At 71.4% G+C, this 13,179-nt stretch carries 11 protein-coding genes, 1 other RNA gene and 1 pseudogene; 3 read left to right on the top strand and 10 right to left on the bottom strand.

Annotation, left to right across the window (positions count from 1 at the left end; genetic code table 11):
- The first annotated feature begins 22 nt into the window (after nt 1–22).
- Entirely contained in the window at nt 23–1,510 is a 1,488-nt protein-coding gene (locus tag BUE41_RS20790) for a peptide MFS transporter (protein WP_073458838.1), read from the top strand.
- Between the two features lie 403 nt (nt 1,511–1,913).
- On the opposite strand, the gene rnpB is transcribed toward BUE41_RS20790, so the two are convergent.
- Both rnpB and BUE41_RS31425 read right to left on the bottom strand, forming a co-directional pair.
- An RNA gene (rnpB, locus tag BUE41_RS20785) (RNase P RNA component class A) lies at nt 1,914–2,311 on the bottom strand.
- A gap of 14 nt (nt 2,312–2,325) precedes the next feature.
- Nucleotides 2,326–2,493: a hypothetical protein gene (locus tag BUE41_RS31425; protein WP_200804043.1), complete on the bottom strand. Its 168-nt coding sequence runs from the start codon at nt 2,491–2,493 to the stop codon at nt 2,326–2,328.
- 41 nt (nt 2,494–2,534) lie between these two features.
- Between BUE41_RS31425 and BUE41_RS20780 the strand changes: the two genes are divergently transcribed.
- On the top strand, nt 2,535–3,302 hold the full coding sequence (locus BUE41_RS20780; RefSeq protein WP_084755486.1) for a sulfite exporter TauE/SafE family protein: 768 nt from the start codon (nt 2,535–2,537) through the stop codon (nt 3,300–3,302).
- Entirely contained in the window at nt 3,302–4,537 is a 1,236-nt protein-coding gene (locus BUE41_RS20775; RefSeq protein ID WP_073458837.1) for an SLC13 family permease, read from the top strand. Before BUE41_RS20780 ends, BUE41_RS20775 begins: the two co-directional genes overlap by 1 nt.
- Here the strand turns inward: BUE41_RS20775 and BUE41_RS20770 are convergent, their stop codons facing one another.
- The 8 genes and pseudogenes from BUE41_RS20770 to BUE41_RS20735 all read right to left on the bottom strand — a co-directional run.
- Complete coding sequence (locus tag BUE41_RS20770; protein WP_200804042.1) at nt 4,538–5,626, bottom strand: bifunctional RNase H/acid phosphatase; 1,089 nt, start codon at nt 5,624–5,626, stop codon at nt 4,538–4,540.
- Nucleotides 5,623–6,360 (bottom strand): zinc ribbon domain-containing protein, encoded by a 738-nt coding sequence (locus tag BUE41_RS20765; RefSeq protein WP_073458836.1) that lies wholly within the window; start codon nt 6,358–6,360, stop codon nt 5,623–5,625. Before BUE41_RS20765 ends, BUE41_RS20770 begins: the two co-directional genes overlap by 4 nt.
- The gene (locus BUE41_RS20760; protein ID WP_073458835.1) at nt 6,357–7,496 is read right to left on the bottom strand and encodes a Nif3-like dinuclear metal center hexameric protein; all 1,140 of its coding nucleotides are present in this window, start codon (nt 7,494–7,496) and stop codon (nt 6,357–6,359) included. Before BUE41_RS20760 ends, BUE41_RS20765 begins: the two co-directional genes overlap by 4 nt.
- The gene (gene cobC / locus BUE41_RS20755) at nt 7,493–8,545 is read right to left on the bottom strand and encodes an Rv2231c family histidinol phosphate aminotransferase CobC (protein ID WP_073458947.1); all 1,053 of its coding nucleotides are present in this window, start codon (nt 8,543–8,545) and stop codon (nt 7,493–7,495) included. The genes BUE41_RS20760 and cobC overlap by 4 nt, the downstream gene beginning before the upstream one ends.
- Nucleotides 8,546–8,555: 10 nt before the next feature.
- A complete protein-coding gene (locus BUE41_RS20750) occupies nt 8,556–8,924 on the bottom strand; it encodes a hypothetical protein (protein WP_073458834.1) in 369 nt (122 codons plus the stop codon).
- Nucleotides 8,925–9,886: 962 nt separating this feature from the next.
- Complete coding sequence (locus tag BUE41_RS20745; protein ID WP_073458833.1) at nt 9,887–10,975, bottom strand: SDR family oxidoreductase; 1,089 nt, start codon at nt 10,973–10,975, stop codon at nt 9,887–9,889.
- Nucleotides 10,976–11,185: 210 nt separating this feature from the next.
- Nucleotides 11,186–12,859, bottom strand: coding sequence for a class I adenylate-forming enzyme family protein (locus BUE41_RS20740; RefSeq protein ID WP_073458832.1), 1,674 nt, complete (start codon nt 12,857–12,859; stop codon nt 11,186–11,188).
- A 10-nt stretch (nt 12,860–12,869) separates the two neighbouring features.
- A pseudogene (locus BUE41_RS20735) lies at nt 12,870–13,179 on the bottom strand (cyclase family protein); the annotation flags it as partial.

Below are 13,179 nucleotides of genomic sequence, written 5' to 3'. Positions count from 1 at the left end.
GTACCAAGGGAGAGCAAGGTCAATGACGACAGAAGAAAAGTCCTGCCGAGCGGGAGCCGGATTCCTCGGGCAGCCCACAGGATTGGGCACACTCACCGCACTCGGCCTGTGGGAGAGGTTCTCCTTCTACGGGATGCAGGTCGTCCTGCTGTACTACCTGTTCTTCCCGGTCGCGCAGGGCGGGCTCGGACTGTCCACCGCCGCCGCCACGTCCGTCGTCGGCGCCTACGGGGGCCTCGTCTACCTCGCGACCGTGCTCGGTGGCTGGGTGGCCGACCGGTTGCTCGGCTCCGAACGCACCCTGTTCTACAGCGCCATCACGATCATGGCCGGACACGCCTGCCTGGCCGTGATCCCCGGACTGCCCGGCGTGCTCGTCGGGCTGTGCCTCCTCGTCATCGGCAGCGGTGGCCAGGTCGGGAACGTGACCTCCCTCGTGGGCTCGCTGTACGACGCCCGCGACCGCCGCCGCGACCGCGGCTTCATGGTCTTCTACATGGGGTTGAACATCGGCGCCCTCGGCGGCCCGATTCTGACCGGGCTGACGCGCTCGGAGCTCGGTTTCCACTACGCGTTCGGGCTCGCAGCGATCGGGATGGCGATCGGCCTGTCGATCTACGCGGCCGGCCGCAAGAAGGTTCCCCCGCGGGGACAGCACGTTCCCGATCCGCTTCCGCGCGCCGAAGCACGTCGAGCGTGCGTCCTCGCCGGGGTAATCGCCGTCCTGCTCGCCGTCGTCGTCGCCGCCGGATTCCTGACGGCGGACAACCTCGCGGTCACCGTGACGATCGTGCTCGCCGTCCTCATCGTCTACTACTTCGCCGTCATGCTGCGCAGCCGGAAGGTGTCACCGGACGAACGGCGCCGCGTCTACGGCCTGATCCCCGTCTTCCTCCTGAACTGCGTCTTCTGGTCGCTCTACCAGCAGCAGTTCACCGTGGTCCAGGTCTACGCCGCGCAGCGCGTCGACCTGGACATCCTGGGCTGGAGCATGCCTCCCGAGTTCTTCAACTCCGCGGTGCCGGTGTTCGTCATCCTGTGCACGCCGGTGCTCGTCACGGTCCTGGCGAAGCTGGGGCCCCGAGAGCCGTCCAGCACGGTGAAGTTCCTCATCGGAACCATCCTGATCGGACTCGCTTTCCTGCTCTTCCTGCCGATGACGGCGACCTCCGGACCGGTGAACCCGCCACTCGCGCTCACCGGGATCCTGCTGGTCTTCACCATCGCAGAGCTGTTCGTGTCGCCGATCCAGCTCTCGCTGTCGACGCAGCTGGCACCCCAGGCGTTCCGTACCCAGATGGTCGCCCTCTGGTTCCTCTCCACCGCTGCAGGCTCCTCGGCGGCGGGCGCACTCGCCGGGCTGTACACCCCCCGGACGGAGGCGATCTACTTCATGATCACGGGTGCGACCGCGCTCGCGGCCGCACTGCTCTTCGCAGCAGTGATCCCCTGGGTGAAGCGGCGGACCCGGATCGTGGCGTCGGTTCCGTCGGCCGCCGCGGCGGGCTAGGTGCACTGCTCCGGAGCGGCAGTGCACCGGAGCGATGGTGTCGGCGCCCAGGTCCACGGCGAGTTCCGCCGAGCCCGGCCCACGTCTCTGCGACGTCCCACCGCGCGTCCTGAGCGGTGTCCAGGGCCGAGCCCGTGCCCGGTCCTGGCCGAGTCGTCGGCGCGAGGGCGGCGCGCGGCAACGGCTCTGGGCTGAGCGCTCACGAGTCGCGGGTCATGGCCCCGAGGACCGGTCGAGGCTGCTCATCGTCCTGCGGCGATGCCTCACAGGTCGCGGCCGGAGACCAGCACGCCCGTGACGCTCAGCCCGCCGACCCCGTCACCCGCGGTGAGCGGCGTTCACTCCATCGCCGACGTCGGACCGGATCCGGGAGTGCGGAGTCGCGGCAGATCGAAGCGTGGACCGGGCGAGCTGGCCTGTAAGCCGGATTCTGTTCACGGGCCCCTTACGGGGACACCGATCGGCGACCATCCATCTGGGCCCACCGTCACCGATGGGCTCTAGCGACCTACCCGCAGGCTCGGACGGGCCGCCCTCAAGCGCCTGCGCAGCGCCACCGGGGTGGCGCCTCTTGGTCTTGCTCCGGGTGGGGTTTACCGAGCCACCCCGGTCACCCGGGGTGCTGGTGGTCTCTTACACCACCGTTTCACCCTTACCCCGCACGTGGGTGCGAGGCGGTCTGTTCTCTGTGGCACTGTCCCGCGGATCACTCCGGGTTGCCGTTAGCAACCACCCTGCCCTGTGGAGTCCGGACTTTCCTCGACGACGATCGCTCGTCGCCGCGGCCGCCCGGCCAACTCGCCCGTACCTCCACCCTAGCTCTCCTCCGGCGGAGCGTCGGGGACGGGGGCGCCGCAGCGCCAGCAGGTCTCCTCGCCCCGGTTGGGCATGGCACCGCACTCGGGGCAGAGGCGGTTGAGCCAGCAGACCGCGTCGCCGCCCTCGTCCGGCTCCGGGCCGCCGGTAGGAGTGGAGGTCGTCACCATCCCGACGGTAGTCGTCGATCATTCGCTAGCGTTCGTCCGTGCTCGACGTGTCCCTCGGTTCACTGCTGTTCCTCGTGGTCGCGGGATTCGTCTCCGGCTCGGTCAACGCCGTCGCGGGCGGCGGGTCGCTGATCGTCTTCCCGGCGCTGCTCGCGGTCGGCTTCAACCCGCTGACGGCGAACGTCACCAACTCGATCGCGCAGTGGCCGGGGTACGCGGGCGTCGTGCTGGGCAACCGGCAGGACCTGCCCGGCCAAGGTCGCCGGCTGGTATCCACCGGCATCGTCGCCACCATCGGCTCGATCGTCGGGTGCTTCCTGCTGCTCGCCCTGCCCGACGCGGTCTTCGACGCCGTCGTGCCGGTGCTGGTGCTGCTGGCCAGCGCGCTGCTGGCCCTGCAGCCACAGATCAAGAAGTGGACCGGCGGAGGCGACAGCGCCCCCGACGCGCCCGACCGGATGGGCGTCCTGCTGCCCGCGATGTTCCTGGCCGGGGTGTACGGCGGCTACTTCGGCGGGGCGCTCGGCGTGATCCTCATCGCGACGCTCGCCCTCTGCACCCACGACCGGATCGTGCGGCTCAACGCGGCCAAGGGCGTGCTGTCGTTCATCGTCGCGACGGTCACGGTGGTGATCTTCGCGATCGGCGCGCCGGTCGTGTGGTGGGCGGTGCTGGTCCTCGCCCCGATGACGCTGCTGGGCGGATACGTCGGGGCGCGCGTGGCCCGCAAGCTCCCCGACAACGTCCTGCGCTGGGCGGTGGTGCTGCTCGGCATCGCCGTCGGCGTGTACTTGATGATCAGGTGATGCTCGTCGCGGCGCTGGCGCTGCTGGCGGCGGTGCTCGCGGCAGCGGTGGTGCGGCCCCACGGACTCCCCGAGGCCGTGATCGCGGTTCCAGCGGCGCTGCTCGCCGTCGGCGCGGGGCTGGTCGGCCCCGACCGGGCCGGGTCGGAGATCGCCGAGCTCGCGCCCACCGTCGGGTTCCTGGCGGCGATCCTCCTGCTCGGCCAGCTCGCCGCGGCCGAAGGCGTGTTCACGTGGCTCGGGGCCCGGCTGGCCGGGGCGACGCACCGGCCCACCGGGCTGCTCGGGCTCGTCACCGCGGCCGCGGCGGGCACCACCGCCGTCCTCAGCCTGGACGCGACCGTCGTGCTGCTCACCCCCGTCGTGCTCGCCACGGCGGCACGGCTGCAGCTGCCCGCCAGGCCGCACGTGTACGCGTGCGGGCACCTGTCGAACTCGGCGTCGACGCTGCTGCCCGTGTCGAACCTGACGAACCTGCTGGCCTTCGCGGCGTGCGGGCTGTCGTTCGCCGGCTTCACCGCCGTGATGACAGCGCCGTGGCTGGCCGCGATCGCGGTCGAGTACGCGGTGCTGCGCCTGTGGTTCCGTGAGGACCTGGGTCACCGGCCGGCACCGGTACCGGAGGACGTGCCGCCCGCGCCCCGGTTCGCACTGGCGGTGCTGACGGCGACGCTGGCCGGGTTCGGGCTGTCGTCGTACGCCGGCATCGAACCGGCGTGGATGGCCGCCGCCGGAGCGGCCGTGCTGGCGGTGCGGGCGCTGGCCCGCCGCGAGATCACCCCGGCCGGGATCGTGCGGGCCGCGGACCCGTTGTTCTGCCTGTTCGTGCTGGCGCTCGGCGTGGTGGTAGCCGCGGTGGGTGAACAAGGGCTCACCGGCGCGCTGCAGGCCCTGCTGCCCGAGACCGCCACACTGACCGGGCTGCTCGCCGTCGCCGGGATCGCCGCGGTGCTGGCGAACGTGGTCAACAACCTGCCGGCGACGCTGGTGCTGCTCACCGCGCTCGGCCCGGCGCCGCAGCCCGGGCTGGTGCTGGCGGTGCTGCTCGGGGTCAACATCGGCCCCAACCTCACCTACGTCGGCTCGCTCGCGACGCTGCTGTGGCGGTCCGTCCTCGGCCGCCACGGCGTGCGCGTCGACCTGCGCGAGTTCAGCACGCTCGGCCTGGCCACCGTGCCCGCCGCGCTGGTCGCCTCGACGATGGCGCTGTGGGCGTCGCTCGCTGTGGCGGGGTGATCAGTCCGGCACGTGGTGAGTGTCGTTGACCAGCCGCACGCTCGCCCCGCCGTCCGGGTAGAACTGCACCTCGGACAGCGACGCGAGATCCAGGTGCAGCCGGTAGAGCAGGCTCGGCCCGGCATCGAGCCCCGCCCGCAGCAGCATCTTGATCGGGGTGACGTGGCTGACCACGACGACCGTCCGCCCGGGGTACTCGGCCAGCACGGCGCGCCGCTCGATCTCGATCCGCCGCCCGACCGCGGCGAAGCTCTCCCCACCGGGCGGGGCCACCGTCTCGTCGCCCAGCCAGCGCCGGTGCAGCTCGGGGTCGCGGGCGCGGGCCTCAGCGAAGGAGAGGCCCTCCCACTCGCCGAAGTCGGTCTCGATCAAGCCCGGCCGGACGACGAGCGGGGCCCCGGTCGCCTCCGCGACGGCCTCCGCCGTGACCCGGGCCCGCTGCAGCGGTGAGGTGAGGACGGCCGCGATGTCGGGCTCGGCAGCCAGCCGCGCCGCCGCCCGGGCGGCCTGCAGCCGGCCCAGCTCCGTCAGCTCGGGATCGCCGTGCCCGGAGTAGCGGCGCTCGACCGACAGTGCCGTCTGCCCGTGCCGCAGCAGCAGCATCCGGGTCGGCTCCCCCACCTGCCCGGACCAGGCGACGACCGCGGGCTCGGCAGCCGTCGCCTCGACCGGGTCGTCGGCCTCGCCGGCCTGCGCGTCCATGGCGCGGTTGGCCAGTGCGTCCGCGCGGGCGTTGCGCTCCCGCGGCACCCACGTGAACGTGACCGACTCGAACCGCGCCACCAGCGCCTTCGCCTCCGCGGCCAGCGGCTGCATCGACGGGTGCTTGACCTTCCAGCGGCCCGACATCTGCTCGACGACGAGCTTGGAGTCCATCCGCACCTCGACGGTGGTGGCCCCCAGCTCGATCGCCGCCTGCAGCCCGGCGATGAGGCCGCGGTACTCGGCGACGTTGTTGGTGGCCGTGCCGATGCCGCCGGACCGCTCGGCGAGCACCTCGTCGGTGGCCGCGTCCACGACGACGGCGCCGTACCCGGCGGGACCGGGGTTGCCCCGTGATCCGCCGTCCGCTTCGACGATGACCTTCACAGCCCCGATTCCGCCGTCCGCACCAGGATCGTGCCGCACTCGGCGCAGTGCACGACCTCGTCCGCAGCGGCGGCCTTCAGCGAGGCGAGGGCCGTGCGGTCCAGCTCCAGCCGGCACGCCTGGCAACGACGCGCCACCAGCGGGGCCGCCCCGATGCCGCTCTGCGAGCGCCGCTTCTCGTAGACGGCCATCAGCTCGGCCGGGATCGTGGCCGCTGTCTGCTCCCGGTCACGGCGGCGACCGGCCTCGGCGGCGTCGATGTCGGCGAGCGCTGCGTCGCGGGCCTTGATCAGGTCGGCGACGGCCTGCTCGGCCGCCGCGAGCGCCGCCTTCGAGTGCTCGACGTCGCGGCCGACGGCCTCGCGCCGCTCCATGACCTCCAGCTGCTCGTCCTCCAGCACGCTCTGGCGGCGCTGCAGGGTCTCCAGCTCGTGCTGCAGGTCAGCGGCCTGCCGAGCGCTCACGCCGGGCCCGGCGAGCAGCGCCTTGTCGCGCTCGGTGCGCTTGCGGACGCCGTCGACGTCGCGCTCGATGCGGCGGATGTCCCGGTCGAGATCGCCGGCGAGGGTCTCGACCTCGACGAGCTTGTCCTTCGCGGTGCGCACGGCCGCCTCGGCCTCCGCGAGCTTCGCGTTCTCCGGCAGGTTGCGCCGGCGGTGCGCGAGCTGCGTGAGCTCCTTGTCGAGCTCGGCGACCGTCAACAGTGCACGTTGGACGGCGGGATCGGCCTTCATGACGGTCGGGTCCTCCCGAGGGTCCAGGGATCGGTGCGCAGGGTGGAGACGCGAACGTCGACGCTACCGCCCGTGGCCGCGCGCACGACGTCGGCCGCCTGCTCGCACCACGGCCACTCCGACGCCCAGTGCGCCACGTCGACCAGCGCCGGGCCGGACGGGTGAGCGAGCACGTGCTCCGCGGCGGGATGGTGGCGCAGGTCGGCGGTCACGTAGACGTCCACGCCGGCCGCGACGGCGGCCGACAACGCCGAGTCCCCGGCACCGCCGCAGACGGCGACCCGCTGCACGAGCAGGTCCGGATCACCGGCAGCGCGCACGCCCCACGCGGTGGCGGGCAGCGCCGCGGCGACCCGCTCGGTGAAGACGGAGAGCGGCTCCGGCTCGGGCAGTGCCCCGATCCGGCCGAGCCCGCGCGACGACGGGATCGGCGCCAGCTCCAGCAGGTCGAACGCCGGTTCCTCGTACGGGTGCGCGGCCCGCAGCGCCGCCACAACCGCGTCGCGGCGGTGCCGCGGCAGCACCATCTCCAGCTTCGTCTCGGCCACCCGCTCGAGCTGCCCGATCTCCCCGATGGTCGGGTTGGCGCCGGGCAGCGGCTTGAACTGGCCGGTGCCGGCGGTGGCGAACGAGCAGTGGCTGTAGTCGCCGATCTGCCCGGCCCCGGCGGCGGCCAACGCCTCGTGCACGGCGGTGATCGCGGGGCCGACCGGGACGAAGGTGACGATCTTGTCGAGCGGCGGCTCCGGTGCGGGCTGCAGCGGCCCCTCGACGGTGAGGCCGAGCGCCGCGGCCAGCGCGTCGGAGACCCCGGGATCGGCGGAGTCGGCGTTGGTGTGCGCGGTGAACAGCGCCGCACCGGCCCGGACGAGCCGGTGCACGAGCGCCCCCTTCGGCGTGTCGGCGCCGACCCCGTGCACCCCGCGCAGCAGCAGCGGATGGTGGGTGACCAGCAGCTGCGCCCCGGACTCGACGGCCTCGTCGACGGTGGCGGCCACCGGATCGACAGCGATCAGCACCGAGCGGACCTCGTCCGCCGGATCGCCGCAGACGAGACCGACGGCGTCCCAGTCGGCCGCGAGCCGCGGCGGGTAGGCCGACTCCAGCGCGGCGATCACATCGGCGACGGTCGTCATGCCCGTGCCCCCGCGAGCGCGTCGGTCAGCGCCGCGACCAGCCGGCGCCAGTCCTCGGCGGGCCGCACCGCGACCCGGATGTGGTCGGCGTCCAGTCCGGGGAAGGTGTCGCAGCGGCGCACCGCGATGCCGGCGTCCCGCAGGGCGAGCCGGACCCGTTCGCCGTGGCCGGTGGGCAGCCGCAGCAGCAGGTAGGGCGCCTGCCCGGGCAGGACCTCCACCCCGGGGACGGCGGCCAGCGCGGCGGCCTGCTCGGCGCGGGCGGTGACGAGCCGGTGCGCGGCCAGCTCCGCCTCGGCGACGGCGGCCGGCTCACTGCACGCCACGACCGCTTCCAGCGCGGGCGTCGAGACCGGCCAGTGCGGGCGGGCGTGCCCGAGCCGGGCGAGCACGTCCGGGGCGCCCAGGGCGTACCCGGCGCGCAGCCCGGCGAGCGCCCACGTCTTGGTCAGGCTGCGCAGGACGAGCAGGCCCGGGTCGCGCACGCCGGCCAGCGACTCCGGCTCTCCGGGGACGGCGTCGGCGAACGCCTCGTCGACGACGACGATCCGGCCCGGCGCGACGAGCGACCGCAGCGCGTCCGCGGAGTGCAGCACGCCCGTCGGGTTCGTCGGGTTGCCGACGACGACGAGATCGGCCTCCGCGGGCACGCCGCGCGGATCGAACCGGTGCCCGTCGGCGGCGTCGGTGAGCACATGCACCACCGGCACACCGGCGGTGCGCAGCGCAAGCTCCGGCTCGGTGAAGCCGGGGTGCACGATCGCGGCGAGCCGGGGCGCGAGCGCGGGCAGGAGCGCGAAGCCCTCCGCGGCGCCGGCGAGCACGAGCACCTCGTCGGGACGGCGGCCGTGCCGGGCCGCGACCGCCTCCCGCGCCCGCGCGTCGTGCGCGGCGGAGGGGTAACGACCCAGGTCGACGAGGGTGGCCGCGAGCCGGTCGCGCAGCCACCCCGGCGGGCCAGCGCCCTGCACGTTGACCGCGAAGTCGAGCATGCCGGGGATGGCTTCGACGTCGCCGTGGTGCCGCAGTGGATCGGCGCCGCTCTCCATGCGGATCACCCTACGGCGCCGGCCCCCACGCCCGTCCCGCGGCGGGCCCGAACGAGAGGACCACGCCGAAGGCGACGAGCCACCCGCTCCAGAGGACGTCACTGACGAAGTCGGCGGTGTCGGCGAGCAGCAGCCCCAGCGGCACGAGCAGCCCGGCGAGGATGAAGGACGGCCGAGCCGCCCCCGAGCACCACGAACCAGCGGCCGGCGAACCGCGTCCCCCGGCGAGGACCAGGCCCGTCCGGGTGGCCGTGAGCAGGTAGCCGCCCGTCTCGCCGATGGCGGTGCCCAGCACGTGGTTCGCCGTCGCGAAGGCGTCGGCGTCGCCCGCGGCAGGCCAACCGAGCACGAGCAGCAGCCAGCGCAGCAGCCCGATCACCTCTGCACTGCCGCGGCGGCGGCGCTGCGCAGCGCGCCCCCTGAACCGGTCGTTCTGGATGACGGCTTCTCATGCACGACCCAGATCAGGGTGGTTAGTTCGTGCGGTCGTCACACCTCGCGGAGCTCCTCCCCAACGGGAAACGCTGGTCCCGGGGTTCGCGGCTTGATCTGCTCTAGCTGGCCTGTCTCGCGCGAGACAGGCCAGGCCACAGCATCGGTAACAACGGGGTCACCAGCCTGTGCGGCCGCCATGCTGGGGAGTACCCGTGACGGGTGCTTCGTGCCCGCGGTTCGGTCGAGCCGCTGCGTACCGGCGCTCGCGCGGTTTGATCCCCACGCGTGAGTAAGACGGTGCGCCTCGACGTCCCACTGAGCGGCTAGATCACTGCTGAGGGACCGTGTCGGGCACTGGCGGCCTCCAGCCCGAGCCACTCGGTGGGGTTGTCCGCCCAGATGCCGGCTTCTTCGACGTACGCCTGCATGGTCTTGGGGGGCGGTCCAGCGGGTGATGGCCAGCTCCTGGACGCCGGCGGTGTAGGTGGCGGTGGCGTACCCGGCGGCACGCGCGTCCAGCTCCGCCAGCGGCACCGCCGTCCCCGCAGTGGCTCCCGCATCGACCCCGGACGAGGTCGTGACCAGCGGAAACACCCCATTAGGGACGGCGGGGCGCGGGTCGGCGGGCCTGGAGGTAGGGCCGGGAGCGGGGTTCCTGCCATAACGTGCCCCGGTCCCCTTCCCGCGCGCTGAATTCGGACATTCCTCGCGCGACCAGTGCTCTTGTCGGTATCGGCACGCCTGCCACGACACCGCTGCCATCGTGGGGTTCCCCTGCGCGACAGATGGCCACGGAGCCTCCTCGACGGCTTGCCGGCCGATGCCGTCACGACCCGACAGTCCGGTGCGAGGCCGCCGTCCGTCCCCTCGCGGCGGCCTCGCACCGTGTAGCGGTGATCGAGCCCGTCAGTGGGCGGGTGGCAGAATCCGGCGGTCCTGCAGCACCTTGAACCAGTGCACGAAGGACTCCTCGGTGTCCCAGGTGTCGGTGAATCCGGCCTGCTTGATCTTCACCGTGCTGACGAACGCCGGCGGCGGCGGCTCGGTGGCGCCGTAGGCGAAGCAGAAGTCGGCGTAGTAGTGAGACTCGCCAAGCAGATCGGTCATACCGATCTGGCGTAGCCCGTGCTTGGCGACGATCTTGTCCCACAGGTCCGCCTTGGACGGGAGGAACTCGGCCATGGAGAGCGGTTCGTCCGGGCCGGCTTCGACTCCGAGTGCCTCGGCCATGGCCGGCCACAGGTCGCGCCAGGCGAAGACCTCGCCGTTGGTGAGGTTGAAGTGTTGCCCAGCGGCCGTCGGCGCCTCGGCAGCCCACCGAATCGCGTTCGCGACCAGGCGGGTGTCGACGGCCTCCCACACATAGGGTGCCCCGCCGGGGAAGCCGAACGGGCGCCCCTCTTCCTTGCAGATCGCCGCGTACACACCGATCACCGGGGGCAGGTTCATGACCACGCCGATGTTCGGGCCGACGATGAGCTGCGGGCGCATGATGGTGAAGTCGAATCCGCTGGCGGCGGACTTGTCCTTGATGTAGTCCTCCTGCAGCCAGTAGAAGTTCGCGTGGTCGTCACGCGGGTGCCGCTCACGTGCGGGGATACGCATGGGGTGCAGGTGGATGCCGTAGGCCTTGGTGCCCTGCAGCAGGGTCACGTGCCGCAGGCTGGCGACCTCGCTGAGCGGCTCGATGAGGTTGCGCAGCATGGCCAGGTTGGTGTCCATCTGGTCTTGCTCGGTCCAGCCGGCGATCAGACCCGGCTTTTCATAGACCGCGGCGTAGACGACGTGCGTGACCTCACTCAGGCCCTGCACCGCTTCCCGGGTGGCTGCCGCGTCCTGCAGGTTGATCGGCAGATGCCGGAATGGCTTGGTGCTGAAGATCTCCGGCTGGCGGCGGGACACCGCGATGACGTCCCAGCCGTCGTCGAGGAATCGGTCGACGCAGGCGGCGCCGACCAGTCCACTGGCTCCGGCGATGAGAACGGTATTGGGCATATTGCTCCCCCAGTTCGGTGTAGAGAATCTGTGGCGATGGCTAGTCGGCGGATGCGGCTCGGGGTTTCTCCCGGAATTCGATCAACAGGCGGGCCACCGGTTGCGCATCCGCGATGAGATCAGGAAGTCTCGGTCAGGAAGTCAGAGATCGCAGGGTTGATGGTGTACGCCGGGCCCGGGGTCCCGGGCCCGGCGCGGTGATGGTCAGGGTCAGACGGTCTGCTTTTGCTGTTCGCGGGCACGAAGCTCTCGGCGCAACAGCTTTCCGGTGACCGTCTTGGGGATCTCGTCGAGAAATTCGATCTGACGTGGGTACTTGTAGGCGGCCATCCGTTCCTTGCAGAACGCGATGAGCTCGTCCGCGGTGGCGGTACGGCCGGGGCGCAGGCTGACGAACGCCTTGACCGTCTCCCCACGGTAAGGGTCCGGGACGCCGACAACGGCGGCCTCACGGACAGCTTCGTGCTCGTAGAGCACGTCTTCGACCTCGCGCGGCCAGACCTTGTACCCACCCGCGTTGATCTGGTCCTTCTTCCGGTCGACGATGTAGAACCAGCCGTTCTCGTCCATGTACCCGACGTCGCCGGTGTGCAGCGCCCCGCCGGGCAGGGCCTTTTCGGTCTCCTCCGGCTTGTTCCAGTAGCCGGCGACGACCTGCGGGCCGCTGGTGACCAACTCACCGATCTCGCCCGGCGGCAGGTCCTGACCATCATCACCGACGATCCGCACGATCGTGTTGTAGATGGGCACGCCCACCGACAGCGCCCCCGATGCCTCGTCCACCGGAGCCTGGGCCCCGAGCGGCACGGCGTGCGACGGCGAGGTGGTCTCGGTCAAGCCATAGATGTTGTGGATGTAATGGCCGAACGTCGACTGGAACGCCTTGACCGTGCTCGGCGGGATGGGAGCACCACCGGAGTAGATCTTGGTAAGGCTGGCGAGGGCGTCCTTGTCGGCATTAGGCGCGTTCATCAGTGCGATGAACACGGTGATGGAGCCGACCGTGAAGGTGGCTCGTTCGTCCCGGATCGTCTCGATCGTCAGCGTTGGATCGAGCCGGTACATGAGCACGAGCGGGGCGCCAATCAGCAACGAGATCGCGATGTGCCCGACCAACCCGGTGATGTGGAACAGCGGGGCAACGCCCAAAATCACGTCGTCCTGCCCCAGACCGATCCAGTCACGGTAAGCCTGGGCGTTGAACACAACGTTGCGGTGCGTGGTCATCGCGCCCTTCGGTGGACCGGTCGTCCCCGAGGTGTAGGTCAAGAACGCCACGTCGTCCGGCGCCAGCTCCACCGTTGGCGGCCGCCGTCCGGCGCACCGGGCCAACAGCTCGGCCATGTCGAGCGTGCCCTCGCACGAGATGCGTTCCACCCCTGAGAACACGCGCTGGTCGTTGCGGGTCTGGTACTCCAGCTCCGAGGTGGTGATCACCGTCTGGACGTCGGTGTTGCCGAGCACGGTTGCCGCCACGTCTCGGTAGAGAGACTGCAGGCACACCAGCACCCGAGCGCCGGAGTCACGCAGCAGCAGCTCCAGCTCGCGTTCGCGGTTCATCGGGTTGACCGATACAGCGATGCCGCCGGCCTTCCACGTCCCGATCTGCGCGATCACGAACTGCGGCACGTTCTGCAGGTACAACGCCACACGGTCACCCTTGGTGAACCCGGTGTCGAGCAGGGCGGCAGCGAAGGCGTCGGTCAGCTCGTCCAGCTCGCGCAGGCTGATCCGACCGTCGAAGTAGCGGATCGCATCCCCGTTCGGGTTCCGCTCGACCGACGAACGGAACATCGCCAATGCGTTGTCGAACTCGACCGTGATCGCTGCCGGCTGGCCGGGCGCATATCGCGCAAGCCAGGGCTTGTCGTCGTAGACGCTCATGATCGGCTCCTCAGCGGATCGCCACCGGGTTGACCGGGGCACCGGTGCCCTTGACCACCTTCAGCGGTGCCGCCACGTACAGGAAGCTCCATCGACCGTCCGCGGCGCAGGCGTCAGCGAGGTCGTCGAGCCAAGCGATCTCGGTCAACGCCACACCCAGGTTGCGCATCAGCGCACAGTGCAGCGGCAGCGCGACACCGGTGTTGGGCTCGTAAGTGACCTCGCTGGCGATGGTGTCCGTGACCAGGTTGGGGATCTCCTTGGTCTGGAACCACTCGACGAGCTCACGGGAGTAGGTCAGGCCGGGCTCGCAGAACCCG

The organism is Pseudonocardia thermophila, from assembly GCF_900142365.1.
GTDB lineage: Bacteria > Actinomycetota > Actinomycetes > Mycobacteriales > Pseudonocardiaceae > Pseudonocardia > Pseudonocardia thermophila.
This window is presented reverse-complemented; position numbering and strand designations above follow the sequence as displayed.

Coding starts and splice junctions, on each gene's coding strand:
- BUE41_RS20760 (WP_073458835.1), bottom strand. CDS start 7,496: ATGACGACCGTCGCCGATGTGATCGCCGCGCTGGAGTCGGCCTACCCG.
- BUE41_RS20765 (WP_073458836.1), bottom strand. CDS start 6,360: ATGAAGGCCGATCCCGCCGTCCAACGTGCACTGTTGACGGTCGCCGAG.
- cobC (WP_073458947.1), bottom strand. CDS start 8,545: ATGGAGAGCGGCGCCGATCCACTGCGGCACCACGGCGACGTCGAAGCC.
- BUE41_RS20745 (WP_073458833.1), bottom strand. CDS start 10,975: ATGCCCAATACCGTTCTCATCGCCGGAGCCAGTGGACTGGTCGGCGCC.
- BUE41_RS20775 (WP_073458837.1), top strand. CDS start 3,302: ATGCTCGTCGCGGCGCTGGCGCTGCTGGCGGCGGTGCTCGCGGCAGCG.
- BUE41_RS20790 (WP_073458838.1), top strand. CDS start 23: ATGACGACAGAAGAAAAGTCCTGCCGAGCGGGAGCCGGATTCCTCGGG.
- BUE41_RS20740 (WP_073458832.1), bottom strand. CDS start 12,859: ATGAGCGTCTACGACGACAAGCCCTGGCTTGCGCGATATGCGCCCGGC.